This window comes from Roseospira marina (assembly GCF_014197855.1).
GTDB classification, from domain to species: Bacteria; Pseudomonadota; Alphaproteobacteria; order Rhodospirillales; family Rhodospirillaceae; genus Rhodospira; species Rhodospira marina.
Genome location: NZ_JACIGJ010000021.1, coordinates 24,028 through 50,442 on the forward strand (window position 1 = coordinate 24,028; position 26,415 = coordinate 50,442).

The 26,415-nt window shown below is 68.2% G+C and carries 27 protein-coding genes and 1 riboswitch; of the genes, 21 read left to right on the forward strand and 6 right to left on the reverse strand.

The genetic code is table 11. The features are described from left to right. The first annotated feature begins 7 nt into the window (after positions 1–7). From GGD82_RS18280 to GGD82_RS18300, 5 genes are all read left to right on the forward strand, one after another. Positions 8–1,003 (forward strand): cyclodeaminase, encoded by a 996-nt coding sequence (locus GGD82_RS18280; RefSeq protein ID WP_150063760.1) that lies wholly within the window; start codon positions 8–10, stop codon positions 1,001–1,003. Positions 1,004–1,157: 154 nt separating this feature from the next. Next, a complete protein-coding gene (doeA, locus tag GGD82_RS18285) occupies positions 1,158–2,342 on the forward strand; it encodes an ectoine hydrolase DoeA (RefSeq protein ID WP_150063759.1) in 1,185 nt (394 codons plus the stop codon). Between the two features lie 130 nt (positions 2,343–2,472). After that, positions 2,473–3,534 (forward strand): N(2)-acetyl-L-2,4-diaminobutanoate deacetylase DoeB, encoded by a 1,062-nt coding sequence (doeB, locus tag GGD82_RS18290; RefSeq protein ID WP_150063758.1) that lies wholly within the window; start codon positions 2,473–2,475, stop codon positions 3,532–3,534. 112 nt (positions 3,535–3,646) lie between these two features. Further along, positions 3,647–3,787, forward strand: coding sequence for an NnrS family protein (locus GGD82_RS21725; protein WP_150063782.1), 141 nt, complete (start codon positions 3,647–3,649; stop codon positions 3,785–3,787). A 98-nt stretch (positions 3,788–3,885) separates the two neighbouring features. Further along, positions 3,886–4,347 carry a GNAT family N-acetyltransferase gene (locus tag GGD82_RS18300; protein WP_150063757.1) on the forward strand — a complete coding sequence of 154 codons (462 nt, stop codon included), beginning with the start codon at positions 3,886–3,888 and terminating at the stop codon, positions 4,345–4,347. Between the two features lie 36 nt (positions 4,348–4,383). Here the strand turns inward: GGD82_RS18300 and dusA are convergent, their stop codons facing one another. Then, positions 4,384–5,400 (reverse strand): tRNA dihydrouridine(20/20a) synthase DusA, encoded by a 1,017-nt coding sequence (gene dusA / locus GGD82_RS18305; protein ID WP_150063756.1) that lies wholly within the window; start codon positions 5,398–5,400, stop codon positions 4,384–4,386. Between the two features lie 211 nt (positions 5,401–5,611). Beyond that, a complete protein-coding gene (locus tag GGD82_RS18310) occupies positions 5,612–6,802 on the reverse strand; it encodes an MFS transporter (protein ID WP_150063755.1) in 1,191 nt (396 codons plus the stop codon). A gap of 179 nt (positions 6,803–6,981) precedes the next feature. Here GGD82_RS18310 and GGD82_RS18315 point away from each other — a divergent pair, with 179 nt between their 5' ends. Further along, the gene (locus GGD82_RS18315) at positions 6,982–7,902 is read left to right on the forward strand and encodes a LysR family transcriptional regulator (protein WP_246163994.1); all 921 of its coding nucleotides are present in this window, start codon (positions 6,982–6,984) and stop codon (positions 7,900–7,902) included. Positions 7,903–7,922: 20 nt separating this feature from the next. Here the strand turns inward: GGD82_RS18315 and GGD82_RS18320 are convergent, their stop codons facing one another. Further along, a complete protein-coding gene (locus GGD82_RS18320; protein ID WP_150063754.1) occupies positions 7,923–8,765 on the reverse strand; it encodes a LysR family transcriptional regulator in 843 nt (280 codons plus the stop codon). A 92-nt stretch (positions 8,766–8,857) separates the two neighbouring features. On the opposite strand from GGD82_RS18320, the gene GGD82_RS18325 reads away from it, so the two are divergent. The 10 genes from GGD82_RS18325 (at position 8,858) to GGD82_RS18370 (ending at position 20,101) form a co-directional block, all read left to right on the forward strand. Further along, positions 8,858–9,241: a tautomerase family protein gene (locus GGD82_RS18325; RefSeq protein WP_150063753.1), complete on the forward strand. Its 384-nt coding sequence runs from the start codon at positions 8,858–8,860 to the stop codon at positions 9,239–9,241. 299 nt (positions 9,242–9,540) lie between these two features. After that, positions 9,541–11,628 carry a glycogen debranching protein GlgX gene (glgX, locus tag GGD82_RS18330; RefSeq protein WP_150063752.1) on the forward strand — a complete coding sequence of 696 codons (2,088 nt, stop codon included), beginning with the start codon at positions 9,541–9,543 and terminating at the stop codon, positions 11,626–11,628. A 23-nt stretch (positions 11,629–11,651) separates the two neighbouring features. Beyond that, positions 11,652–13,787 carry an AGE family epimerase/isomerase gene (locus GGD82_RS18335; RefSeq protein WP_150063751.1) on the forward strand — a complete coding sequence of 712 codons (2,136 nt, stop codon included), beginning with the start codon at positions 11,652–11,654 and terminating at the stop codon, positions 13,785–13,787. A 59-nt stretch (positions 13,788–13,846) separates the two neighbouring features. Continuing rightward, on the forward strand, positions 13,847–14,242 hold the full coding sequence (locus tag GGD82_RS18340; RefSeq protein WP_150063750.1) for a hypothetical protein: 396 nt from the start codon (positions 13,847–13,849) through the stop codon (positions 14,240–14,242). A gap of 194 nt (positions 14,243–14,436) precedes the next feature. Then, positions 14,437–15,261 (forward strand): type 1 glutamine amidotransferase domain-containing protein, encoded by an 825-nt coding sequence (locus tag GGD82_RS18345; protein ID WP_150063749.1) that lies wholly within the window; start codon positions 14,437–14,439, stop codon positions 15,259–15,261. Then, the gene (locus tag GGD82_RS21485; protein ID WP_150063748.1) at positions 15,251–16,978 is read left to right on the forward strand and encodes a thiamine pyrophosphate-binding protein; all 1,728 of its coding nucleotides are present in this window, start codon (positions 15,251–15,253) and stop codon (positions 16,976–16,978) included. The genes GGD82_RS18345 and GGD82_RS21485 overlap by 11 nt, the downstream gene beginning before the upstream one ends. A gap of 61 nt (positions 16,979–17,039) precedes the next feature. Then, the gene (locus GGD82_RS18355; RefSeq protein WP_150063747.1) at positions 17,040–17,738 is read left to right on the forward strand and encodes an EthD domain-containing protein; all 699 of its coding nucleotides are present in this window, start codon (positions 17,040–17,042) and stop codon (positions 17,736–17,738) included. Between the two features lie 41 nt (positions 17,739–17,779). Beyond that, complete coding sequence (locus GGD82_RS18360) at positions 17,780–18,361, forward strand: DJ-1/PfpI family protein (protein ID WP_150063746.1); 582 nt, start codon at positions 17,780–17,782, stop codon at positions 18,359–18,361. Positions 18,362–18,445: 84 nt separating this feature from the next. After that, positions 18,446–18,856, forward strand: a complete 411-nt coding sequence (locus GGD82_RS18365; RefSeq protein ID WP_150063745.1) for a nuclear transport factor 2 family protein — start codon at positions 18,446–18,448, stop codon at positions 18,854–18,856. Between the two features lie 51 nt (positions 18,857–18,907). Continuing rightward, positions 18,908–20,101 carry an ankyrin repeat domain-containing protein gene (locus tag GGD82_RS18370; protein WP_150063744.1) on the forward strand — a complete coding sequence of 398 codons (1,194 nt, stop codon included), beginning with the start codon at positions 18,908–18,910 and terminating at the stop codon, positions 20,099–20,101. Between the two features lie 64 nt (positions 20,102–20,165). On the opposite strand, the gene GGD82_RS18375 is transcribed toward GGD82_RS18370, so the two are convergent. After that, positions 20,166–21,221, reverse strand: a complete 1,056-nt coding sequence (locus GGD82_RS18375; protein ID WP_150063743.1) for a cupin domain-containing protein — start codon at positions 21,219–21,221, stop codon at positions 20,166–20,168. A 430-nt stretch (positions 21,222–21,651) separates the two neighbouring features. On the opposite strand from GGD82_RS18375, the gene GGD82_RS18380 reads away from it, so the two are divergent. Genes GGD82_RS18380 through GGD82_RS18395 form a run of 4 tightly spaced genes read left to right on the forward strand, consistent with a single transcriptional unit; the run spans position 21,652 to position 24,134 of the window. Next, a complete protein-coding gene (locus GGD82_RS18380) occupies positions 21,652–22,395 on the forward strand; it encodes a MotA/TolQ/ExbB proton channel family protein (RefSeq protein ID WP_150063780.1) in 744 nt (247 codons plus the stop codon). After that, complete coding sequence (locus GGD82_RS18385) at positions 22,358–22,816, forward strand: ExbD/TolR family protein (protein WP_150063742.1); 459 nt, start codon at positions 22,358–22,360, stop codon at positions 22,814–22,816. Before GGD82_RS18380 ends, GGD82_RS18385 begins: the two co-directional genes overlap by 38 nt. A gap of 5 nt (positions 22,817–22,821) precedes the next feature. Further along, complete coding sequence (locus GGD82_RS18390; RefSeq protein ID WP_150063741.1) at positions 22,822–23,226, forward strand: ExbD/TolR family protein; 405 nt, start codon at positions 22,822–22,824, stop codon at positions 23,224–23,226. Further along, a complete protein-coding gene (locus tag GGD82_RS18395) occupies positions 23,226–24,134 on the forward strand; it encodes an energy transducer TonB (protein ID WP_150063740.1) in 909 nt (302 codons plus the stop codon). The genes GGD82_RS18390 and GGD82_RS18395 overlap by 1 nt, the downstream gene beginning before the upstream one ends. Positions 24,135–24,162: 28 nt before the next feature. Here GGD82_RS18395 and GGD82_RS18400 read toward each other — a convergent pair whose 3' ends face one another. Then, positions 24,163–25,074: a nickel/cobalt efflux transporter gene (locus GGD82_RS18400; RefSeq protein ID WP_150063739.1), complete on the reverse strand. Its 912-nt coding sequence runs from the start codon at positions 25,072–25,074 to the stop codon at positions 24,163–24,165. Between the two features lie 17 nt (positions 25,075–25,091). Beyond that, on the reverse strand, positions 25,092–25,412 hold the full coding sequence (locus tag GGD82_RS18405) for a metal-sensing transcriptional repressor (RefSeq protein ID WP_150063738.1): 321 nt from the start codon (positions 25,410–25,412) through the stop codon (positions 25,092–25,094). Positions 25,413–25,567: 155 nt separating this feature from the next. Continuing rightward, a riboswitch (cobalamin riboswitch) is annotated at positions 25,568–25,785 on the forward strand. A 254-nt stretch (positions 25,786–26,039) separates the two neighbouring features. Here GGD82_RS18405 and GGD82_RS18410 point away from each other — a divergent pair. Beyond that, positions 26,040–26,415 (forward strand): GTP-binding protein (locus GGD82_RS18410; RefSeq protein ID WP_311731990.1); only part of this gene is annotated, 376 nt, incomplete at its 3' end.

A 26,415-nucleotide genomic window follows, 5' to 3' on the forward strand; every position in this document is an offset into this window, starting at 1 on the left:
ACCCGCCATGCCCACCGTCCGTATCGTGACCGAAGCCGACCTGCGCGCCGCCGTGGCGCTCGACGCGGACGCCGTGGCCTGCGTCGAGCAGGCGTTCCTCGCGCTGGCCGGCGGCGGGGTGGTCATGCCGCCGATCCTGCGGCTCGATATCCAGGACTCCAACGGCGAGGTGGACGTCAAGACCGCCTATGTGCCCGGGCTCGACAGCTTCGCCATCAAGATAAGCCCGGGGTTCTTCGACAATCCCGCGCTCGGGCTGCCCAGCGTCAACGGCCTGATGACCCTGTTCAGCGCCAAGACCGGCCTGCTGGAGGCCGTGCTGCTGGACAACGGCTATCTCACGGACGTGCGCACCGCCGCCGCCGGGGCGGTCGCGGCCAAGCATCTGAGCCGCCCCGATGCCCGGCGCGCCGCCGTGTTCGGGGCCGGCGTGCAGGCGCGGCTTCAGCTTGAGGCGCTGGCCCTGGTCCGCCCGCTGGAGGCCGCCACGGTCTGGGCCCGCAACGCCGATAAGGCGGCCGCCTGCGCCGCCGACCTGACGGCGCGGCTGGGGATTCCGGTCACGACGGCGGCGAGCGCGGAAGACGCGGTGGCCGAGGCGGACGTGATCGTGTTGACCACGCCGAGCACCACCCCGCTGCTGCGGGCCGAGTGGCTGCGGCCGGGCCAGCATGTGACCGCCATGGGCTCCGACGCCGAGCACAAGAACGAGTTGGACCCGGCCGTGCTGGCCCGCCCCGACGTGGTCTATGTCGCCGACAGTCTGGCGCAGACCCGCCGGTTGGGCGAACTGCACCACGCCATCGAGGCCGGGGTCGTCGCGGCCGACATCCCCTTCGCCGAACTGGGCGCGGTCGCGGCGGGCGCCGCCCCGGGGCGGACGGACGCGGACCAGATCACCGTGGCCGACCTGACCGGCACCGGCGTGCAGGACACCGCCATCGCGACCCTGGCGCGGACCCGCGTGGTCCAGGCCGACGCCGGGCAGGCGTTCGAGTCCTGAGCGCGGCGCCGCGTCCGTGTCTCCAGCGCCCGTCTGGCGCTTCCTTCTCCCAGGCGCCCGTCCGGCGCTCCCTTCTCCCAGGCGCCATACCGGCGCCGGCGGACACCCCCGATCGCTAGGGCCGGGTCCGTTTGTCCCTCTGGAACCGACGCCTATGAGTTACGCCAAGGATTTGCGTTTCGCCCCCGAGGAATACGCCCGGCGGGTCGCCAAGGCCAAGACGGCCATGGCGGCGGCCGGGATCGACCTGCTGATCGTCACCGATCCGTCGAACATGAACTGGCTGACCGGCTATGATGGCTGGTCGTTCTACGTTCATCAGGCCGTCGTGCTGCCGGTCGATGACGACCCGCTCTGGTGGGGACGCGGCCAGGACGGCAACGGCGCCCGCATGACAAGCTGGCTGGCGGAGGACCGCATCCACCCCTACGCCGACCACTTCGTGCAGTCGACGGAGCGCCATCCCATGCAGGACCTCGCCCGCGTGCTGCGGGAGCGGGGCTGGGACGCCAAGCGCACCGGCGTCGAGATGGACAACTACTATTTCTCCGCCAAGGCCTATCAGACCCTGGTGGCGGAACTGCCCAACGCCCGGTTCCAGGACGCAACCGCCCTGGTGAACTGGCAGCGTGCGGTGAAGTCCGAGCCCGAACTGGTCTACATGCGCCGGGCGGCCCGCATCGTCGACGCCATGCACGCCCGCATCCGCGACGTCGTCGCGCCGGGGATGCGCAAGAGCGATCTGGTGGCCGAGATCTACGACGCCGGCCTGCGCGGGACGGCGGACTTCGGCGGGGACTACGCCGCCATCGTGCCGCTGGTGGCCTCGGGCGTGGAGGCGTCGGCCCCGCATCTGACCTGGACCGACAAGCCCTTGCAGAGCGGGGAGGGCACGTTCTTCGAAGTCGCGGGCTGCTATCACCACTACCACTGCCCGCTGTCGCGCACCGTGTTCCTCGGCCAACCGACCCAGACGTTCCTGGACGCCGAGAAGGCGGTGCTGGAGGGCATGGAGGCCGGCCTTGAAAAGGCCCGCGCCGGCAACACCTGCGAGGATGTGGCCGCCGCCTTCTTCGGCGTGCTGCGCACCCATGGCATCGAGAAGGACAACCGCACCGGCTATCCCATCGGCGTCAGCTATCCGCCGGATTGGGGCGAGCGCACCATGAGCTTCCGCATGGGGGACCGCACCGTTCTGGAGCCGAACATGACGTTCCACTTCATGACCGGGTTGTGGATGGACGACTGGGGGTTCGAAATCACCGAAAGCCTTGTCATCCGGGACGGGGCGCCCGAGATCCTGGCGAACACACCACGCGAACTCGTGGTCAAGGCGTAGGGTCATCCGCGTTCCGCGTGGTGCGCCCGCTTTCCCGCGGGCGCGGTGCGCACAACACCAGACACCGCGCTAATCGTATGCTAACGAGGTTGACGAGGGCCGAGGCCGCTCGCTCCAGGGGCTCCAACCGATGTCGCTGATGTACGAAAAACCCACCACTATCGACCCCACGGTCGACTTCGATACCGACGGCCGTCATCACGGCTATCTGCGACTGCCCTGGAGCCGCGACGACAGCGCCTGGGGCAACATCATGATCCCGGTCTGCGTGCTGCGGAACGGCGCCGGCCCCTCGGTGCTGCTGACCGGCGCCAACCACGGCGACGAGTACGAGGGACCGCTGGCCCTGCTCGACCTGGCGCTGAACCTGGATTTGGCCGACGTTCACGGCCGCATCATCATGCTGCCGTTCCTGAACTATCCGGCGTTCCGCGCCGGACGGCGAACCTCGCCCATCGACGGCGGCAACATGAACCGGATTTTCCCGGGCGCCCCCGATGGCACCATGACGCAGCGGATCGCGGACTACGTGCAGCGGTATCTGCTGCCGATGAGCGATCTGGTGCTGGATATCCACTCCGGCGGCTCGACGCTGGACTTCGTGCCGTTCGCGGCGTCGCACGTCCTGCCCGACAAGACGCAGGAGGCCCGCTGCGCCGCCGCGGCCGAGGCGTTCAACGCGCCCTACACCACCAAGATGCTGGAGATCGACAGCGCCGGCCTGCTCGACACGGCGGCGGAGGAGGCCGGCAAGACTTTCGTCAGCACGGAGCTGCGGGGCGGCGGCACCTCGACCGCCTACACCGCCCGCATCGCCCGCAAGGGGGTGCGCAACGTGCTGATCCACGCCGGCGTGTTGGACGGCGAGATTGTGAAGGAGCCCTCGCTGTCCCTCGACATGCCGTCGATGGACTGCTTCACCTTCGCCGACACCGATGGCCTGCTGGAAATGTGCGTCGATCTCGGCGAGACGGTGCGTGCGGGCGACCGGTTGGCCCGCATCTGGCCCATGGACCGCACGGGTGTGGCGCCGCGCGACTACTTCGCCAAGCTGGACGGCATGCTGATCGGGCGCCACTTCCCCGGCGTGACCAAGACCGGCGACTCCATCGCCGTGCTCGGCGCGGTGGACGAGGGGTTGCCGCCGAGTTCGTTCCGTCCGGAGGGCATCGCCGCCGGCCAGCAACAGTAACCCGGGTGCCCGGCGCGGTGCCGGCGTCGGGCGTCCTGGGCGTCGCGCCGGCCCTGGCCGTCGGACTGGCGTTTCCGGTGGCGCTGACGGCCTACGCCGCACCACGACGGCGCTGGTCGCCCGGCTTCTGGTCCTCGCTCTGCCCGAGCACACGGGTGTGCTGCTGTGGGGCGCGGCCGGGTTCTGGATCGTCGCTTTCCTGGGCTTCTGCGTGGAATACGGACCGGCGCTGTTCCGCCCGGCGAAGGGATAACGGCCCCCGACAGCAAATGCCGGGCCTCTGAACCGGGCGCGTCCCAGGGCGACGATCCCGTGAGTCAAGAGGAGGTCCGGAGACGGAGACCCGCCTTCATGTCCATTTTCCTCTCCCACGCCCTTGCGATCCGTCCTTTTGATCGAGACGCGGAGACCACAACACTGTCGACCATCTGGTTTGACGCCTCCATGAAGGCCCACCCCTTCATTGGTGAGCCCAGGCTTGTGGAGCAACGCACGCGGATAGAGGCGGAATACCTTCCCAAAGCCGAGACGTGGGTCGCCTGTCTCGGCGGGGAAATCGTTGGGTTCATCAGTCTGCTCGATTGCTTTGTCGGCGGTCTCTTCATTGCGCCGAACCGTCAAGGCCAGGGGAGCGGCCGCGCGCTGATGGCCCATGCCCTGGCCTTGAAGGGCGAGCTGTCTCTGGAGGTGTATACCGCCAACGAACAGGCCTGCGGCTTCTACCGCGCGCTTGGTTTCACCGAGATCTCGCGCCGGGATGTGGATGATTTCGGCTATCCCTATCCGAACGCCACGCTCCGGCTCAGAGCCTGACGCAAGCGCGGCCGCACGGTCGGCCGCGCGCCGGCCTCAGGCGACGGCGGCCCGCACGCCCTCCGCTGCCCCCTGCCAGCGGGCGAGCGCGTCCCGAATCACCTCCGGTCCCGCGCCTGGCCGGTGGGCGGTTTCGCTCAGGTGCCGACGCCACGCCCGCGCGCCGGGCTCGCCGTGGAACAGCGGCAGGATGTGGCGGGTGATGGCCTGCAACGGTACGCCCTCCGCCATGCGGCGCTCCGCGTAGTCCGCCATCGCACGGGCAACGGCGGCGCGGTCGGGCGGCGCGACGGTCGTGTCGCCGAAAATCCGAGCGTCCGCCTCGGCCAGCATCCACGGCGTCTCATAGGCCGCACGGCCGATCATCACCCCGTCCAGGGCGTCCGGGCCGGTCATCAGGGCCTGGGCCGCGTCCAGATCCCGCACCCCGCCGTTGTAGATCAGCGTCAGGTGGGGAAAGGCGGCCTTCAGGCGCCGCACGCGCTCCGGCTGAAGCGGCGGAATCTCCCGATTCTCTTTCGGGCTCAGGCCGTTCAGCCACGCCTTGCGGCCGTGGACGACGAACACCGTGCAGCCCGCTCCCGCCACGGTCTCCACGAAGCGGTGCAGCAGGGCGTCGCTGTCCAGATCATCGATGCCCAGCCGGTGCTTGACCGTCACCGGCCGGTGGGTGGCCGCTCGCATGGCCGCGACACAGTCTGCGACCAGGGCGGGCTCCGCCATCAGACAGGCGCCGAAGCGGCCGCTGGACACCCGGTCGGAGGGACAGCCGACGTTGAGGTTGATCTCGTCATAGCCCCAGTCGGTGCCCAAACGGGCGCAGGCGGCCAGGGCGTCCGGATCGCTGCCGCCAAGCTGCAGCGCCAGCGGATGCTCCGACGGGTCATGGTCCAGGTGCCGGACCGGATCGCCGTGCAGCAGCGCGCCGGTCGTCACCATCTCGGTGTACAGCAGAGTGTGCTGGGTCAGCTGCCGCAGAAAGTAGCGGTCGTGCCGGTCCGTCCAGTCCATCATCGGCGCGACGGCGAGTCTATGTGCTTGATATGTCGTCATCTCTTCTCAGTTACTGGCACCGTGTTGCGCCGCGGCGCGTTCACGCCAGGGGACGACCCCGTCCGCCCCGTTTCGACCGCGCACTGTATACACAGGGAGCCCGATATGGCGACCCTATGAACGCATCCCTCGGGCTCCGGGCCGGCCTGCCGCCGCCGAACGCACCGCATCGTCGCGCCCTGGTCCAGGTCGCACGAGATGGGCCCGTGTCCTATCGCGCCGGGAACCCATGCCGGCGCGCCCCGAGCGTCAAAACCCATGCCCCCGCGATCAGCAGCAGCAGGCTCGGCGCCAGGCTTGCCGGCCCGAAGCTCTCCAGCAACAGCCCGCCGGCCAGCCCGCCCCCGGCAATCGCGGTGTTCCACATCGTGACGAGCATGGATTGCGCCAGGTCCGCCGCAGGGCCGGCCGTCTTCGCGCTGGCGGTCTGGAACAGGGTCGCACACCCGCCGAATGCCAGGCCCCAGATGGCGCTCGCGGCATAGATCGCCACAGGGCTCTCGCGTCCAAGCCAGAACAGGATCGCAGCCAGCGCGAAAAGCGCGACGCTGGACAGGGTCAGCGCCCGGAGGCGGCTGTCGATCAGCACGCCGACGATCCAGATGCTGACCAGCGAAGCCAAGCCGAACACCAGCAGGACGGTGTCGGTCCGCTCGACCATCCCGGCACCGCCGAGGTAGGGCGCGATGTAGGTGTACAGAATGTTATGAGCCAGCACGAAGGTCAGGACGACACCAAGCACCGGGCGGATGCCAGGAAGCGTCAGGACGCCGCGCAAAGTGCGGCGCTGCCCGGCGGGCTCACCCGGGAAATCGGGAACCTTGGCCATCACCCAGACGATCAGCCCCAGCGTCAGGCCGCTCATGAGGCCGAAACAGGCGCGCCAGCCGAGGATGGACCCGAGGAACGTGCCGGCGGGCACCCCGAGCGACAAGGCCAGCGGCGTCCCGGCCATGGCCACCGCAATCGCCCGCCCCTTCAGATGATCGGGCGCCATGCGCGCGGCATAGCCCGCCGCCAACGCCCAGAGCAGCCCCGCCGCGACCCCGGCCACGAAACGTGCCACCAGGGTGAGGGCATAGCTGGTGGAGAGGGCCGTGACCGTGTTCGCGATCAGGAATCCCAGGATGGCCGTCATGAGAAGCGGCCGGCGGCGCAGGCCCTGCGTCAGGGTCGTGAGCGGGATCGCGGCCACCAGCGAGCCGATGGCGTAGACCGTCACGAGTTGCCCGGCTCCCGCCTCCGACACGCCGAGCCCTTGCCCGATGGCGGGCAAAAGACCCGCCGGCAAGGCTTCGGTCAAAATGGTGAGAAAGGCCGCCATGGACAGCGCCAGCAGACCGGCCCAGGGGAACGGCGCCTCAAGGCGGGAGGCGTGGGCGGACATGCGTACGTCACTCATCGCCGCTCTCCCGCGCGTGAGGGGCCGAGCGTCTTTTCGGGCCGGCGGTGGTCGGTCGCCCGAAGGCGTGGGACGGTGAAGATCATCGTGGTTCCCCTGATGGTTAAAACGTCAGAGGAAACGTGCGGATGATCTTATTGAAGAAAAACAGGCTTCAATTCCGATGACTTCGGACCAATATGTCCGCGATCATGCCGATCCCGATGGACAGCCTCGGCGCCCTGAACGTGTTCGTTCACGCGGCGGAAACACGCAGCTTCACCGTCACCGGGCGGCAGCTCGGCGTGTCTTCGTCAGCGGTGGGAAAAGCCGTCGCCCGGCTTGAGGACCGTCTGGGGGTCCGGCTGTTTCATCGCTCGACGCGGGCGATCACGCTGACGCCGGAGGGGCAGCTGTTCCTCGAACGCTGCCGGCGCGTGCTGAGCGAAATGGAAGCGGCGGAGCTGGAGCTTGCGCAGACCCGCGCCCGCCCGGCCGGCCAATTGCGCATCAGCCTGCCTTTGGTCGGAATGCTGATGGTGCCGACCCTCTCCGCTTTCATGGACGCCTGGCCGGACATCGCACTCGATCTCGATTTTAGCGATCGTTTGGTGGACGTGATCGAGGAAGGGTTCGATGCGGTGATCCGGTCGGGCGAGCCCACGGATTCGCGCCTGATGGCACGCCGCCTCGGCCGTTCCGCGTTTCGGCTCGTTGGATCGCCCGCCTATTTCGAGCGGCACGGCACCCCCACCAGCGTGACGGAGGTTGCTCAGCATCGCTGCCTGCGCCACCGCTATCCAAGCACCGGCAAGATTGAAAAGTGGCGCCTCGTCGGCCCGGACGGCACCGCCGTCGAAGATCTTCCATGCACCGTGGTGTCGAGCGCCATAGAACCCTTGCTTTACATGGCCGAACACGGCCGGGGGCTTGCCTGTCTGCCGGACTTCGCGGTGCGCGCCTCCTGCGCCGAAGGTCGGCTTGTGTCCGTCCTGGACGATGCCGTGACCAACACGGTCGACTTCCGAATCCTTTGGCCGTCCAGCCGTTACCTGTCGCCAAAGCTTCGGGTCTTCGTCGATTTCCTGGCCGACACCGTGTTCGTCCCGGAGACGGCCTGATCGTGGCGCCTCCGGCCGGCTCAGCGGTCCGCTGCGATGCCGTCGAGACACCGGGCCAGCGTCCGTGCCGTGGCGCTCGGCGCCCCTTTTCGCCAGCGCCGCTCGACAACCGAATAGTGGATGTCCGGCAACGGAGGCAGGGCGCCGGCGGGCAGCGGAGGGCCGCCAAGCCCGATGTCGGTTCGGCCGGTGACCCCAAGGCCCGCCTGCACTGCCGCGCGCAGGCCGTCGAGGCTCGGCGTGCTCAACACCATCCGCCAGGGCCTGCCGACGGCATCGAGGCCGTGCTGCGCGGCCGTCAGAAACGGACAGGGCGGGGTGATGCCAAGCAAGGGAACCACCTCGGCTTCGGCACGGGCGGGGTCACCGAACCAGCGCACCGGCAGCACGCGCGTGGACACCGCATGGACCGCGTCACCCGCATGAACCGCGGTGTCGATCCGCTCTTCGCTCAAGGCCTGCAGCAGCTCCGCCGTGCTGCCGATGACAAGGCTGATCGCCTGCCCTGTCACGTCCACGCCGAGCGCCGCAAGGCTCGGCCGCAGCACGCTGTCCACGAGATCCTGCACGATGCCGATCCGGATCGGCTCGCCCCGGGCCCGCCCCAGGTCCTCACGCGCGGCGTCGATTCGGCCCAGGATGGCCCGGGCATGCGGCAGCAACTGCGCGCCGGTCTGGTTGAGCTTCAGCGCGCGGCCATCGCGGTCGAAGAGGGGCGTGCCGACGATGTCTTCGAGACGCGCCATCTGGAGGCTCAACGCCGAGTCGCTGCGCCCCACCCGCACCGCCGCGGCCGACAGCGATCCACAATCGACAACGGCGGTGAAGCTGCGCAGCAGCGGCGAGGGTATATCCGGAATCATGAGAAATCCTCAAATCAGAACGCCGGATTATAGGCCCAATATCCGGATACTCTCAGATAAAGATGAGGGACCACCAACAGAGGAGGTTCCCCATGCCCTTCGCCCGATTGACGCTGATCCCACAGCAACCGCCTGAAATCATTGAGCGGCTGACCACCGACCTCACCGACCTCATCGCTGCGGACCTCGGAAAACGCCATGAACTGACCTCGGTCCTGATTGAAACGCCGTCGCGGGCCCGCTGGACCATCGGCGCAGGCCCGCAGCCAACCGCCGCCCATCTTGAGATTTGCGTGACCGCGGGAACGAACAGCGCGGATGAGAAGCGCCGCTTCATCAGGCATGCGATGGATCGGCTCCGGCAGGCCATCCCCGCGCTGCCGGAGGCCAGCTATGTTGTCGTGCGGGACCTGCCCGGAGGCGACTGGGGCTATGACGGCCGAACCCAGGCGGACCGCGCTCGACACCGCCCGTGACGCCCGGGAGGCTCGCGACTCGATGTGCACGGGCCCGGGCGGCCGGCGACGGTGGGGGGCTGCGACATCGCGATGCCAGAACGATCCGCCCGACGCACCCGCCATGCGCCGTTCTGGAAGGCTAATCGCTGAAAAACACGGCACGGATCAAAACCAGCGGTGGGTGCAAAGCTGTCATTCTGTCACGCTTGCGCGATCCTCCGACAGCGCCCATCATGGGCGCCCATTGAGAGGCGTATTGGCGCGGCAAAGTCGGATTCGTCGCGAGTGTCGACCATAGGCTTTGGAGGCCCGTTGCCATGGGTGAGCAGGACCGTTCGGCCTTTCCAACGCGGCCAGGGCGCCCGCATCCCTTGGGCGCAACGGTGGAGCCGGACGGGGTCAACTTCGCGGCGTTTTCCCAATTCGCTACCGGGATCGAGCTGTTGCTGTTCGACCGGCATGACGCCGTCGAGCCGACGCGGGTCATCCCCCTGGATCCGGCGCGCAACAAGACGTTTCACTTCTGGCATGTCTTTGTCGAGGGGGCCGGGCCGGGCCTGCACTACGCCTATCGGGTCGATGGCCCCTGGGCGCCGGAGGACGGCCACCGGTTCCGCCGCGACAAGGTGCTGATCGATCCCTACGCGCGCGGCAATACGACCGCGTTGTGGAGCCGCGGCGACGCCTGTGGCGCGGGCGACAACCTGCCGTCGTCGATGCGGTCGGTGGTCATCGATCCGGACCGCTACGACTGGGAGGGGGATCAGCCGCTCAACCGGCCCCTCAACGAGACCATCGTCTACGAAATGCATGTCGGCGGCTTCACGCGGTCGGAGACGTCCGGCACGGCGGAGCCCGGCACGTTTCGGGCGGTGATCGAGAAAATTCCGTACCTCAAAGAGTTGGGCGTGACCGCCGTCGAGCTGTTGCCCGTCTGTCAGTTCGACGACAGCGAAGTGCGCGAGGTCGACGGCCGCCGGCTGACGAACTACTGGGGCTACAGCACGGTGAGCTACTTCTCGCCCCATCCCCGCTACTGCGTGACCCCGGAAGACGGCAGCCATCTCGACGAGTTCCGCGACATGGTCAAGGCGCTGCACGCGGCCGGTATCGAGGTCATGCTGGACGTCGTGTTCAACCACACGGACGAGGGCAATCATCTCGGCCCGACGTTCAATTTCCGTGGCTTCGACAACAGCACGTATTATTACCTGTCCCCGGGTGACCGGCAGTATTATTACGACTATACGGGCTGCGGCAACACGTTCAACTGCAACCATCCCATCGGGGATAAACTCATCCTCGACTGCCTCCGCTTCTGGCGCGAGGAGATGCACGTGGATGGCTTCCGGTTCGACGAGGGCTCGGTGCTGTCGCGCGGCCCCGACGGGGCACCGATGACCTACCCGCCCGTGCTGTGGAACATCGAGTTGGACGAGCCCCTCGCCGGCGCCAAGGTCGTCGCCGAGGCCTGGGACGCCGCCGGGCTGTACCAGATCGGCCACTTCCCGGGCTTCCGCTGGGGGGAGTGGAACGGCCGCTACCGCGACGATCTGCGCCGCTTCGTCAAGGGCGACGCCGGCATGATCGGTGCAGTGGCCAACCGCATCGCCGGCAGTGCCGACCTGTACCAGTGGAGCGGCCACCTGCCCGTCAACAGCGTGAACTTCATCACCGCGCACGACGGCTTCACGCTCAACGATCTGGTCTCCTACGACGTCAAGCACAACGAGGCCAACGGCGAGGGCAACCGGGACGGCGTGGACGACAACCTGTCCTGGAACTGCGGCGTCGAGGGGGCCACGGACGATCCGGCCGTCGAGGCGCTGCGCGCGCGCCAGATCCGCAACTTCGCGACGCTGCTGATGCTGTCGCAGGGCATTCCCATGATCGTCATGGGCGACGAGGTGCGGCGCACCCAGGGCGGCAACAACAACGCCTATTGCCACGACAATCCGATCAGTTGGTTCGACTGGTCGCTGGTGGAGACGAACGCCGATCTGTTCCGCTTCTGGAAGCACATGATCGCGTTCCGCCGTCGCCATACGGCCGTGCATCGGTCGCGCTTCTTCACCGGGGCCGTCAACGACCGGGGCTTGCCCGATATCTCCTGGCACGGCACCGACCTGGACCAGCCGGGCTGGGACGATCCGGGGGCCCGCGTCCTGGGGTTCACGCTCGGCGGGTTCGACGGCGAGTCCGACCTTCACGTCATGGCGAACATGTACTGGGCGCCGCTCGCCATGGCGATTCCGCCCGTTCAGGGGCGCCGCTGGTATCGCGCCGTGGACACCGCGCAGGCGCCGCCGGAGGACATCCGGCCGGCCGGGGACGAAATACGCGTGGCGGGAGATCGCTATACCGTCGGGGGACGCAGCGTCGTCGTCCTGGTGTCCAAGGATTAACCGCCCGAATCGGAGAGATACGGATGAACAGCGTCGATTTCACGTTTTCCGACCTCATCGCCGGATACGTGACTGCCTACGACAGCGACACCGACTCCTTCTCCCTCAAGACCAGCGATGATCGCGCCTACACGATCGGCTTGACCGACAACACCTTCGCCGAGGTGATTCGCAACCTCGGCGAGGGCTTCAACAACGCCACGGATCAGATGCGCGGCATGCTGGTTCCGGGCCGGTTCGTGTTCGCCTACGGGGTGTTCTACCCGGACGGACCGAACGGCACGGTCTTGTTCGATGCCAAGCATCTGGTGTTCGCCGGCCGCACCGAGAACGCCTATGTGTTCGAGCAGCCGGCGTGGTGGATCCGGCAGATCGAGCAACTCGGGCGCTTCTACGTCGAGAGCGAGTTCGGCGACGGCGAGATCGACTATCGCGACTACCGTACGCAACTGACCATCACCGGGCAGAAGCAGAAATCGGGGCGCCAGGAAACCGACACCATGTCGCGGCTGGTGTACGGCTTCGCCTCCGCCTTCCTGCTGACCGGCAACGACCGCTTTCTTGAGGCCGCCGAGAAGGGCGTGGAGTACCTGCGGGCTCACCTGCGCTTCGTCGATGCCGGCGAGGACATCGTCTACTGGTACCATGCCGTCGATCTTCAGGACGACGGCACCGAACAGAAGGTCTTCGCCTCCGAGTTCGGGGACGATTACGACGCGCTGCCCTGCTACGAGCAGATCTACGCCCTGGCCGGGCCGGTCCAGACCTACCGCATCACCGGCGATCCGGACATCTACGACGACGCCCGCCGCACCATCAATCTGTTCAACCGGTTCTACAAGGACCATGGACCGAACGGCGGCTACTACTCGCACATTGATCCCGTCACGCTGGATCCGCATGCGGAGTGCCTGGGCCACAATCGGGCGCGCAAGAACTGGAACTCGGTCGGCGACCACGCGCCAGCCTACCTGATCAATCTGTGGTTGGCCACCGGCGAGCAGCCCTTCGCCGACTTCCTGGAATACACCTTCGATACCATCTGCGAACGCTTCCCGGACTACGACAACAGCGCGTTCGTGCAGGAGAAGTTCCACGACGACTGGAGCAAGGATCAGACCTGGGGGTGGCAGCAGAACCGCGCCGTGGTCGGGCACAATCTCAAGATCGCCTGGAACCTGATGCGCATGCAGAGCCTGAAGCGCAAAGACACCTACGTGGCGTTGGCCGAGACCATTGCCCAGACCATCCCGGACCACGGCTGCGACCGCCAGCGCGGCGGCTGGTACGATGTGGTCGAGCGGGTGCTGGACCCCGGCCAGCGCTTCCATCGCTTCGCCTGGCACGACCGCAAGGCGTGGTGGCAGCAGGAACAGGGCATCCTGGCGTACCTGATCCTGCACGGCGTGTTGAAGACGGACGACTACCTGCGCTTCGCCCGCGAAGGCGCCGCGTTCTACAACGCCTTCTTCCTGGATGTTGAGTCGGGCGGTGTTTATTTCAACGTTTTAGCGAACGGCGAGCCCTATGCGCTCGGCACCGAGCGCGGCAAGGGTAGCCATTCCATGGCCGGCTATCATTCCTTCGAACTGGCCTATCTGGCATCGGTCTACACCAACCTGCTGATCCGCCAGGAGCCGATGGACTTCTACTTCCGGCCCCGGCCGGGCGGCTTCAAGGACGGCATCCTGCGCGTGCAGCCCGACATCCTGCCCGAGGGCGCGGTGCGCATCACCGACGTCTGGATCGACGGCCACGAGTATGACGATTTCGACGCCGAAGCGCTGACGGTGACGCTGCCCGAGGGCCACGGCGCCATCAAGGTGCGCGTGCGCCTGACGCCGACGGCGGTGCGGTTCTCGGCCGATGTGCTGGACGTGTCCGGCACCACGGCCCGGATTGCGCTCAACGGCACCCTGACGCCGCATGACCTGAAGTACCTGGACGAGGCGTTCCAGACCGCCACGGCGGAGGGCGCCCGGGCGCTCACGTTCGACGGTCGGGAGCTGTCCTCCATCTGCAGCGAGGGCCTGCGCTATCTGGTGTTCCGCAAGCAAAAGGCGGGGCCGGATTTCAAGATCCGGATCGAGAACGTCCAGCCGGCCGTGGCCGACGCCATTCGCGGCGCCGCGTTCGACCAAGAGATCACTATCGCGTGACGGGGAACGACTCGGGTTCCGGCGTCGTGCCGGAGCCAGTCGGTGAGAGGACACGCCCTATGACCATGAAGCCGAGAGAGGCCGTCAGGGCCACCGCGGCTCTTCCCAGAAAGGTGCATCTGGGCGTCGCCCGGCGTTTGGCGCCGATCGTCCGCCATCCGCTGGCCAGCGTGATCGCGGGGTTGGGCTTGTTGCTCAGTGGCGTGGTCGAACTGCTGGAGCATGTGCTGTCGTTCGATACGCCGATCGATGCGTACCAGGGCGTGATCCTGCTCGGGGTCGTCACGACGCTGCAAAGCCTCGCTCATATGGTCGAGGGCGCCGAGTGGTTGACCAAGGACCTCGAAGCGGCCGCCGCGCACGTCGAGGCCGCCGCCGCGCATGGCGTGGGGGCCCACCACCCCCCGTCCGAGACAACACAGTCCGCCCCGACGAACCGCGCGGCGGCCCGCTGAGAGAGTGTGTCCAAGCCCCGTGGCCGTGTCCTTGGCCGCTTCCGTGGTCGTTTCAGAGGTCCCCCACCCAGCGGTCGTCCCGACCTTCGCCGAGACCGGTTTCGCCGTGACTCCGGCCGCACGGCGCCACCCGCATCATTCGGCGCGACCGGCCCGCCCGGGCCGCGCGCCGCCGCCAGCCAGGAGCCCGACTCATGTCCAAGAAGATCCTGACCCTCCTATCCGATTACGGCTATTGGGGCGTCGAACTGACCGGCCCGATGGTCAAGCTGGAGGCGGCGGGCTACGACTTGGTCTTCGCCACGCCCAAGGGCCAGCGGCCGGTGGCCCTGCCGCCCAGCTACGACACGACGTATGTCGATCCGCCCTTGGGCATGTGCGTGACCACGCCGGAAGACGCCGAGCAGGTCAATTCCATCAAGGACAGCCCGAAACTCGACAATCCCCGCGCACTCAACGACTGGATCCCGGAACGGCCGTACTTCAGCGCCGAGAATTTCCTGCGCAAACTCGAGGCGTATTACGCCCGCCTGAAGGAGATCGACGGTGAGCTGGCGGAATACGCCGGCATCCTGCTGGTCGGCGGCAGCGGGCCGATCGTCGACATGGTGAACAATCAGCGGGTGCACGACCTGATCCTGGCGTTCCATCGCGCCGACAAGCCGATCGCCGCTATCTGCTACGGGGTCGCCTGCTTGCCCATGGCGCGCGACTTCAACGAGCGCACGAGCATCATTCGCGGCAAGCACGTCACCGGCCATTGCATCGAATACGACTACCACGACGGCACGGGTTTCATCGGCACCGACTTCAACATGGGGCCGCCGCCGTACTGCCTGGAATACATGCTGACCGACGCGGTCGGGCCGGAGGGCCAGTACCACGGCAACTTCGGTAAGCACACGTCGGTGATCGTCGACTACCCCTTCATCACGGCCCGCTCGCTTCAGTGCTCGCACGAGTTCGGCGACCAATTCGTCAAGGTTCTGGACAAGGGGCTGCGTCGCTATGGCTGGTAACGTCACGCATCGTCCCACCAACACCGGGTGCCACGCGATCTTCCGCCAGTTCCTGGCCGATGGGCTGACGACCATCTTCGGCAACCCGGGGACGGTGGAGCAGGGTTTCCTCGACGCCCTCGCCGACTTCCCGGAGATGACGTACATCCTGACCCTTCAGGAAAGCGTCGCCCTGCTGTGCGCCGACGGCTACGCCCGCGCGACCCAGAAACCGACCGTGGTGCAGCTTCACAGCTCGCCCGGGATCGGCAACGGCGTCGGGGCGCTCTATCAGGCCAAGCGTGGTCACGCCCCGCTGGTGGTGATCGGGGGTGACGCCGGCATCGGCTACATGAACATGGATGCCCAGATGGCCGCCGATCTGGTGGCCATGATGGAGCCGGTGACCAAGTACGCGACGATGGTGCTGGACCCCCGCAGCCTGCTGCGGACCCTGCGCCGGGCCATCAAGATCGCCGCGACGCCGCCGATGGGACCGGTTTACATCTGCCTGCCGGCCGATGTGATGGACGCGGTGAACACCGAGACGGTGGTGCCCACCTCCCTTCCGTCCACCCGCGTCCGCCCCGGCGACGACGACATCGAGGCGGCGGCGGCCATGCTGGCCGGCGCGCAACGGCCGAAGATCGTCATCGGCGACGGCGTGGCGTGGTCCGGTGCCACCTCGGCGTTGGAGCGTCTGGCGCTCCAGATCGGGGCCGAGGTCTGGATCGCCGGCGGCGGGGACCTCAACATCGCCACCACGCACCCCTGCCTGATGGGCAGCACCGGCCACATGTTCGGCAGTCAGAGCCTGCCGATCTTCCAGTCGGCCGACGCGGTGCTGGTGCTCGGCTGTTACCTGCTGCCGGAGGTTTTCCCGCATTTGGGCGATCTGTTCGACCCGGCCGCCAAGGTGATCCACTTCGACCTCAACGCCTACGAAATCGCCAAGAACCATCGGGTCGATCTGGGCGTGGTCTGCAATCCGCGCTGCGCGCTGGAGGCGCTGGAGCCGGTCCTGGCCCGGACCATGGACGAGGGCGCCCGCACCCGCGCGGCGGACCGGGTCGCGGCCTTCACGGCCCGCAAGGTGGAGGAGACGGCGGCGGCGGCCAAGACCGACGCCGCCCGCGCGGCCCAGCCGCACGCCACCATGGAGGCCTTCGCCGCCGAATTGGCCAAGCGGATGCCGTCGGACACCCTGGTGTTCGATGAGTCCCTGACCAGCTCCATGCCCTTCAACCGGGCGATCCCGCGCACCGAACCGGGCAGCTATTTCTTCACCCGGGGCGGCTCCCTCGGGGTCGGCTTCCCCGGAGCGGTCGGTGTGCAGATGGCGCACCCGGACAAGCTGGTCGTCGGCCTGAGCGGCGACGGCGGCACCATGTACACCCTTCAGGTCCTGTACACCGCGAAGAAGTACAACAGCCGCACCCTGTTCGTGGTCTGCAACAACACCCGCTACAAGCTGCTGGACCTCAACATCGAGCACTATTGGCAGGAGCACGGTTACACCGAACACGCCTTGCCGCCGTCCTTCGACCTGTCCGATCCACCGTTGGGCTTCGTCGAGATGGCGAAGGGTATGGGGGTGCCGGGGATCCGCATCACCCAGTCGGCGGAGATTCCGGCGGCGCTCGATCAGGCCCTGGCGACGGATGGGCCGTTCCTGATCGATCTGGTGCTGACCGAGCACACCGAGGACCACACCCCCGGCTGCACGTGCGGCCAGTAGCCCGGGCCCCCGGCGCCGCCCGCGCGGCGTCTCCCGCCCGTTTCGACCCAGAGGATGCCCCATGCTGCGTTCGTTGATCTACGCCGCCCCCAAACCGGGGATGACCGTGCAGGACTTCCAGGACTACTGGGTGCATAAGCACGCGGTCCAATTCGCGAGCAAGCTGCCCGGAGTCCGCCTGTATTCGGTGGATACCTTTCTCGATTGGGGCAGCGATCCCACCCCCTCATTGTTTGCGGGCTGCGCCGAGATTTGGATGGACGACGCCGACGCCCTGATGACGGCCTTCCAGTCGCCCGAGTACCTGAAGGGTGCGCGCGCCGACGAACCGAACTGGGCCGCGTTCTGGATGACCGTCAGCCTCGTGACGGAGACGCACACCATCCTGGCCGGCCCCCCGGACAACCGGGACAGCACGGCCCTCAAGATGATGGTGCTGGTGAAACGCAAGGAGGGGCTGGACGTCGCGGCGTTTCAGACGGCGATGCGCGCGGTCCAGGGGCCGAAGCTGGCGGCCCTTCCGGGCGTGCGCCGCTGCGAGGTCTGTCTGGTGCCCGATCCCTTCTACGCGACGGCGGAAACACCCTACGACGGTGCCGCCGTGCTGTGGTTCGACGATCAGGCCGCCGTGGAGGCGGCGCTGGCCTCCGACGTCTGGACCCAGCAGGTCGAGCCGGGCTGGGCCGACTGCGTCAACCCGAAGTACCGCCACCGCATGGTGATGCAGGAGCACTGGATCGTTGGCCCAGACCTCGCGTGACGAGCCCGCCCGACACGCACGACGCTGAAAGGGGCGCCCCCATGAGCACAGAGCCGTTACAGGGCAAGAAGATTGCCGTCCTGATGGAGTCTGACTACTACGAGAACGAAATCCACTACTACGAGCATCGTTTTCCCGAGGAGGGGCTTGATCTCCACTTCCTTACCCGCTTGTGGGGGCAGCCGCAGATCACGTTCACCGGCCACGAAATGAAGACGCCGATGACCGTGTCGGAAAGCTTCGAGGATCTGGATGACGCGGCCCTCGCGGGCTTCGCGGCGGTGATCGTGCCGTCCGGCATGGTGGCCGACCGGCTGCGCTATACCGAGGATGTCGCGAAGATCCCGCCGGCGACCGAGTTCCTGGCCCGGGCCTTTGCCGCGCCGTCGGTGCTGGTCGGGATCATCTGTCACGGCCTGTGGCTGACGGCGCCGCGCACCGATCTGGTCAAGGGCCGCCCCCTGACGTGCCACAACAATCTGATCGGCGACGCCAAGGCCTACGGCGCCGCCTACCAGGACGCCGATCTGGTGATCGACGGCGATCTCATTACCGCCCGCACCGGTGGCCACTGCCACCTGCTGGCCAAGGCGATCATCGAAACCCTGAAGGATCGCGCCTGACATCAGGGTCGCCGTTGGTTGGCCCTGGCTGCCGCTCCCTGGTTCATCACGCCCGTCCGGGCCCTTGTGCAAGGACCGAACGCCATGACCGACCAAGAGAACATCAAGGCCATCCAGACCCACATTGCGTCGTTCGGTCAGGGCGACATCGACGCCGTCTGCCTGCAGTGCACCGAGGACGTGGTCTGGACGCCGCCGATCTCCGACGGGCGGATCCCCTACAACAAGCCGTGGAGCGGCCGCGACGGTGTGCGCGAATACTGCACGCTGTTGATGGGCAACCTGGAATGGCAATCCTTCGAGGTGCCGGTGATCGTCGCCGACCAGAACGACCATGTGGTGATCCTGGGCCGCGAGGTCTTCACCATCCGCAAGACGGGCAAGACGGTCGACAACACCTTTCTCACCCTGTTCACCATGCGCGACGGCCTGATCGCCGGGTTCACCCTGTGCGAGAACACCGAACTGGTCGCCGCGGCCTTCGCCGGGTCCTGACGGCGTCCACGCCCGTGCGTGCCCCTTTCGCGCCGTCCCAGGAGACCGCCCATGGCCCCGATCGATATCGCCATCACCCGCGCCAAGGCCGGCGACACGGCGGGGCTGGAGGACTGGATCGCCGGCGGTGGCAATCCCAATGCTCACGACGCCGATGGTTGGACGCCGCTGCTTTGGGCCTCGGCCCGTGGTCACGCCGCGACCGTCGCCGCGCTGCTGGCCCGGGGCGCCGAGAGCACCCTGGCCCACGGCCGATCCGCCGCCCTGCCGATCCACATGGCCGGGCATTCGGGCGACGTGGCGACCGCCACAGCCTTGCTGGATCACGCGCCGGACCAGATCGACGCGGTCTGGGACTTGAACGGCCACACGATTCTGCTGCAAGCGGTGTTTTACGGGCATCTCGACCTCGCCCGGACGCTGGTGGAGCGTGGTGCGGATACCGCCATCACCACCGCGCGCGGTCTGGGGCCGATGGAGTTCGCCCACCAGTTCCAGAACCAGCCGATGACGGACGTCCTGCGGCCCTACGACAGCCCGGCGGAGAAAAAGGCCGCGTATTACGCCCGCTACCTCGAGCGCATCGCGCCGATCATTCCCGAGGCCGAGAAGCCGGCCCAGGCGCTTGCGGACCGGCTGTGTCGCGCCATCGAGGACGGTATCCATGCCACCGCGACCGACCCGACCCGCGTGGACGCCACCCTCGCGGCCGTGCGGGCGCTGGTCGAGGACGAGGGCGCCGACGTCAACCGGCTCGGCGGGCCGCTACACCAGCCGCCGCTGATCGTCGCCGTGACGGGCAACAACGGCTTGCCGGCCAACCCGACCGTCAAGCGCCTGCGCGACGAGACCGCGCGCTATCTGCTGGAGCGGGGCGCGGATCCGGCGCGTCACGAGGATCACCCGATGGGCGCGCAAACCATCATCCGCGCCGCCGTCTTCAACCACCTCGATATCCTGCGGATGTGCGGGGCGCACATGACGCCCGTGGCGCTGGCCGACGCCATCAACGAGGTCCCGATCGTCAACGGCCTGACGGCCATGCACGACACATGCTTGCGGGCGGGCATGGTGGCGGCCGAGCAGGCCGGCGGCTACATCGAGCAGGCGCGCTGGTTCACCGAAAACGGCGGGCGGCACGATATGGAGGACTTCTCCGGCCAGACCCAGCAGAGCGTCGCCGAAAGCTGCCCCGATCCAGAGCGGCGGCGGCGTTTGCTCGCCGCCCTGGGCGTGTCGTCCTGAGGCAGATCGTGCCTCACGGAAACCAGGCCCGGCGGGCATGCGGCGTTCCGGCCGACCCCGTGAATCAGAGGTGCTCCAGGTCCGTCACCGTTCGGGCGTCCGTGGCGGAGCCGGTGTTCACGGTGGTGGCCGGCTCCAACAGCACGACCTCGCAGGTCTCGTCCAGGGCCACCGGGCAATGTTCAACCCCGCGCGGCACGACGATGAACGCGCCCGGTTCGACGATCTCGTCGCGGTCCCGGAACTTCATCAGCAGCCGGCCCTTATGCACCAGAAACAGCTCGTCCTCTGTGGAGTGGAAATGCCAAGTGAACGCCCCTTCGAACTTGGCGAGCTTGATCTGCATGCCGTTGATCTGACCCGCGACCTTGGGTGACCAGGTGTCGGAAAAGCGCCCGAACGCGGCCGCCAGATTGGTCGTGTGAAACGGCGAGATGTGGTTGTTGAGAGTGGCGACGTCGCGCAGGATCGCGGCGAGCTGGCTCGCCATATCCGTCGCGTCGGCGGGATAGCGGCCATCAAGGGCGGCCGTGCCGATCGTGAACCCCGCGGCGCCAGCCGCCTTCAGCGCCGCGATGCGCTCCGGCGTATCGATCGATCCGGCGACATAGACGGGCTTGGTCACCGCCGCGCAGACCGCCTGGATCAAGGCGGGAACGTCCTCGTGCGACCGGTAGGCCAACAGGTCCAGGCCATGAACGGTCTCGCGGGCCGTCAGGGCCTTGGCGCTGGCGACGATCTCCTCAAGGGTGCCTTCCAGCACACTCGGATGACCGGCGATGCGGCCCGGGAACGGGCAATACTGGATGGCTGTCCCGGCGAGAATCGGTGTCACCGCTTCCACCCGCGTTCCGCCCAGCAGCACATCGACGCCGATCTCGACGGCGGCCGTCGCCGAGGCGATCTCGCTGTCGCGGTCGAGCGAGACCACTTCGAGATAAGAGGTCGCCCCGCCGTCCTTGATCGTCCGGTTGAGCGCGGTCACCTGGTCGAGGGACAGGCCGATGTCCTTAAAGCCGATATGACGGACGCCAAGGCTCAGCGCGGTGTGAAGCAGCGGCCACGGGTCGTCGACCGTGCGGTCGTTGCGCGTCAGCATGAAAATGAACCGAAGCCCCATGCCAGCCCCCTTTTAAAGCTGTGTCTCGGTGGCGTCCGGCACCGCGCCCCTGTCTGGGCCGGCGCGCCTGACTGGCTGTGTCTCTCCCGGCCTGTCTTGCCCGTATCCACCGCGCCGGCTCCGGGTTCAGGGCCTTGCCAAACGTCAACGCCCTTGCATATCCCTAAGAAACATGATGTGAGTGCGAGTCACTCGCAAGGCCGACGGGCCGACCGCGCCACCGAACGGAACCGCCGCGATGAACGAACAGGATGCCTCCGTAACCCGCCCGACCGCAAACCCCCTTGAGGGTGCCGTACCGGCTGTGCCTTTGGACGGCGATGCCGCCGGTGCGGGGCCAACCGGTCCGGTTCCATCCGGCGACGCTGTGGGGCCGATGGATGCCGCCGGCGCCCCGGCGCTGCCCGCCGACTCGGGTCCGGGGGCGGATATGACGCTCCTGGGATGGCCGTTGCCCGACCCGGTTGCCCAGGCCGTGGACATGGTGGTCGGCGGCGGTCCGGTGGTCCTGATCCTGGTGAGCCTGTCCGTCGTGGCGGTCGCCATCGTGCTCTTGAAGCTCTGGCAGTTCCGGGCCGCCCGGCTGGGGCAGACCCGAGTCGCGCGCGATGCCCTGCGCCTCTACACGACCGGACGTGCGAGCGAAGCGATCGCGTTGGCCGGGCGCTGTCGCAATCCGGTCGCGCAGGCCCTGGCCCGCGCCATTCGGGGCCAAAGCCGGGGCCTGCCCGAGGCGCGGGTCCGCGAGGAAGTGCTGCGCACCGGCGCGGAGGCCCTGCACACCCTGCGCAGTTGGTTCCGCGCCCTGGAGGTCATCGGCTCCCTCGCCCCGCTGCTGGGGCTGTTCGGTACGGTGCTCGGCATGATCGAGGCGTTCCGCCAGCTCGAAGCCGCCGGCAATCAGGTCAATCCCGCCGTCCTGTCGGGCGGCATCTGGGAGGCGCTTTTGACCACCGCCGTGGGTCTGGCTGTGGCCATTCCCGTGGTGGCGCTTTTGAACTGGATGGAACGCCGCGTCGATCAGGTCGCGCATGACATGGACACCATCGTCACGCGCGTGTTCACCGACGACCTGTCGCACGACGCCTTCGACGGCCCCCACGGCGACACCATCGCCCCGCACCAGGAGCCAAGCCATGACGGGTCCCGCCGTCTCGCGGCCCTCGGGGCTTGAGGCGCTGCGCCCGGCGGCCCGCCGCCGGCCGCTGGTCAGCCTGACGCCGCTGATCGACGTGGTGTTCATCCTGCTGGTGTTCTTCATGCTGGCGACCAGTTTCATGGACTGGCGGGTGATCGGCCTGGATACGCCGCACCACACCGCGCCAACGACCGCGAGCCCGACGAAGTCGACAACGTTGCGGATCGACGTGGGCGCGCGGGAGCTGCGCCTGGACGGTCAGCCGGCCACCCTGGAGCAGATCGCCCGCACGGTGGCGGCGCGCCTGGAGACAACGCCCGACCAGCGTGTTCTGGTCCGCCCGGCGCCCGGCGTGCCCCTGCAACGGGCGGTGACGGTACTGGATCACTTGGCGGCCCTCGGCGTGTCGGCCATGGCCTTGTCGCGCCCCGGCGGCGCCGCCGCGTCCGGGGAGTGACGGCCATGCGTTTCGAACCGCGACGGCACACCAGCGACGACGAGCGGATCCTGCCGCTTATCAACGTGGTCTTCTTGCTGCTGATCTTCTTCATGCTGGCGGGCACCCTGTCGGCCATGGATCCGTTCGAGATCACCCCGCCCCGATCCGCCAGCTCCGGCGAGGACAACCCGCGGGACATCGTCGTCCTGGTCGGCGCCGACGGCCGGCTGGCGCTGGACGGCACCCCGGTGGCGGAGGCCGACTTCGAAGCGGCGCTGGCCGCCCAACTGACCGAGTCGGAGGGGGCGCGGGTGCGCCTGAAGGCGGATGGTCACGCCGACGCCACGCACGTGGTGGCGTTGATGGAGCGCTTGCGGGCCGCCGGAGTGACCCGGGTCCTTCTTCTCACCATCCGGGACGAGGCCTGATGGAGATCCAGCGGCGCCATTGGGTCGTGGCCCTGTCGGCGGCGATCGCAATGCATCTGGGCGCGCTCGCCGTGTTGGCCCGCTCGGCGCCGCCCCCGGACGCCGGCGTGCCGGGGCCGGGCGGGGTGTCCATCGCTCTGGGGCCGGCCGGTGGGATGTCGGCGGGGCCGGAGCAAAGGGCCGAAGCGACGCCCGATCCCGCTTCGGACCCGGATCCACAACCGATGCCCGAGCCGGAACCGATGCCCGAGCCGGAACCGGAGCCTGAGCCGGAACCCGAACCGGAGCCGGAACCCGAGCCCGAGCCGGAACCGGAGCCAGAACCGGAGCCGGAACCGGAGCCGGAACCCGAACCGGAGCCGGACCCGGAGCCCGAGGTGCGGGACCTCCCGCCGCCACCGCCGGTCCGGCCGCCGGAGCCCGAGCGTCCGCGTCCCGTGCGCGTGGCGCAGCCCCAGCCCCAGGTCCAGGCGCCGGCGCCGGCGCCGGCTCCGCCTCAGGCGCAAACCTCCACCGGCGCGCCCGCGTCAGGTGCCACCACCGGCGATGCGTCGTCCGCACCCGCATCGGGGGCGGCCCCGGGGCCGGCGACCGCCCAGGCCGGCGGCGGCGACCCGGCCGCGCGGGACAGCTACATCGGCCGTCTGCGCGCTTGGCTGGAGCGCCACAAGACCTATCCCCGGCGCGCCCAGCGACGGCGGATCGAGGGCACCGTCCTGCTGTATTTCGTGATGGATCGGACCGGCCAGGTTCTGACGCACCGCGTGTACCGCAGTTCCGGGTCCTCGATGCTGGACGAGGCCGTTCTGGACCTGATCGCGCGGGCGCAGCCGCTTCCGGCCATGCCGGCGTCCATGTCTGATAATCGGCTGGAACTGGTCGTGCCGATCCAGTTTGAACTGCGGTAGCGGGGCGGGATGCCCCACCCCCTCCGCGTCAGGCCCCGGTGCCGGGCGTGGCGGCCAGATGGGCCCAGCCGGCGGCGATCATGCCCACGCCGATGACGGCGATGATCGTGGCGGAGACATAGGGTGCTTTTTCAAGCCAGCCGTCGAACCGGCGGGTGCGCCGCGACACCGCGCGCAACCCCACGGCGGCCACGACGCCGGCGGCCACCAGCGTCACCGCCAGGCCGAGGCTGAAGGCGCCCACCAGCCCGACGCCCAGCCAGATCCGGTCCAGGTGCAGGCACAGGATCAGAACCGTGATCGCCGCCGAGCAGGGGATCAGCCCGCCGGTCAGGCCGAACAAGATCACCTGACCCGTGGTCGCCCCACCGCCGCCGCCGAACCGGGTTTCGATGCCGCGGGCGTGGGCGCGGGCGTGCGCGTCCATAGTCCCCTCCTGGGGGAGGGGATCATTATGGTGATGCGACGCCGCCGCATCGGGACCGTGACCGTGCGCATGATCGTGGCCGTGATGATGGTGGTCGTGGTCGTGATGGGGATCGTGACCGTGATGATGGTCGTGATCGTGGGCGTCCCCATGCCCGCCGCCATGTCTGCCGTCCGTCTGGCGGGTCCGCAGTCCCATCCAGGCGGCGATGACCAGGATGATCGCGCCGGAGGCCATCATGAACCAGGGCTCCAGGGCCTCGCCGATCATCGCCTCACCCAGCCACAGGGCGAGCAGGGCCAGAATCCAGACGATCAGGGTGTGGGACAGCGCCGCCGACAGCCCCAGCAGAATGGCCTGGCATACGGTGCCGCGTACGGCCACGATGAACGCCGCCATCATGGTCTTCGAGTGGCCGGGCTCCAGCCCGTGCAGGGCCCCCAAAGCCAGAGCGGTGGCCGCCAGAACCACGGGCTGGCCCGTCTCGTCGGCAAGCGCGGCGGTGATGTCCATCGCGACCGGTCCTTTCGCTACAGATACCGCGAGATGGCCTTGAACTCGGCGAGGACGGCCTTGGCCTCCGGCCCTTCGCGCAGCAGGCCGTCCAGGCAATGGTCGATGTGATCGCGGATGAACACCTGCTTGGCTTGCCGCACCGCGGCTTCCACGGCCGCGAGCTGCTGGGCCACGTCCACGCAGGGGCGCTCCTCCTCGATCATGCTGCTGATCTTGCGCAGATGGCCCTCCGCCCGGCGCAGGCGCTTGACGATATCGCCGTGGGTGGTGTGGACGGCGCCGTGACCGGGTCGCGCGTCGTCGTCCGTTGCGGTCGCCGTATTGGAGGGGGGCATGCCGGGACTCCTGTTTCGAATCAAGCATCTTATACCTATCCCCCGGGAGGGGTTCCGTCAACAGGGCGAGGCCCCATGATCGCGCCGTGGGCCGGGCTGCAGGCGGCGGTTCGGGGCCTTCGGCCTTGACATGCGGTCCCCTCAAACCGCACCGTTTCCCCGTCATGCGCGACGGTCCCCGCGAGGGGATAAAAGGGAATCCGGTGCGCGGCCGCCGTTCGCCACGGTCCGCAAGTCCGGAGCTGTCCCCGCAACTGTCAGCGGTGAAGGGCGCTCATTCCAGGCCACTGGGGGCTCGGTCGAAAGCCACCCCGGGAAGGCGAGTCGTCCCATGCCCGCGAGCCAGGAGACCTGCCGCCGCGCCCGCTCCCCTTATGGACCGACCGGGGAAGTCGGTGGAGGTTGATCCATGACCCCCATACCCGTGTTCGACGCGCGCTGGCACCCGACCGGCGCGCCCCCGTGATGCGAGCACCGGCCGACGGGTCCCGTATCCGCCCCGGGGGCATCGCCGCGCCCCGGGGCGCACGCCCCCGGGCCCGCGCCCTGATCCGTTCCCGACCGTAACCGTCGACCAAGGCCGCCGACCCCGACCCCGACCCCGACCGTCGACAAGGAGACCGCAGCATGCCCTTCGCCAAAGCCATTCCCGTCACGGTCATCACCGGGTTTCTCGGGGCCGGCAAGACGACCCTGGTGCGCCATCTGATGACGAACGCGGGCGGCCGGCGCATCGCGCTGCTCATCAACGAGTTCGGCGACGTCGGCATGGATCGCGAGATCCTGTCGGCCTGCGGGATCGAGGGCTGTGGTGACGACGACATCGTGGAGCTGGCCAACGGCTGCCTGTGCTGCACGGTCGCCGACGAGTTTCTGCCGACCATGGAAGCCCTGATCCATCGCGCCGCGCCGCCGGACCACATCGTCATCGAGACCTCGGGCTTGGCGCTGCCGAAGCCGCTGGTGCAGGCGTTCGCGTGGCCGGAGATCCGCACCCGCCTGA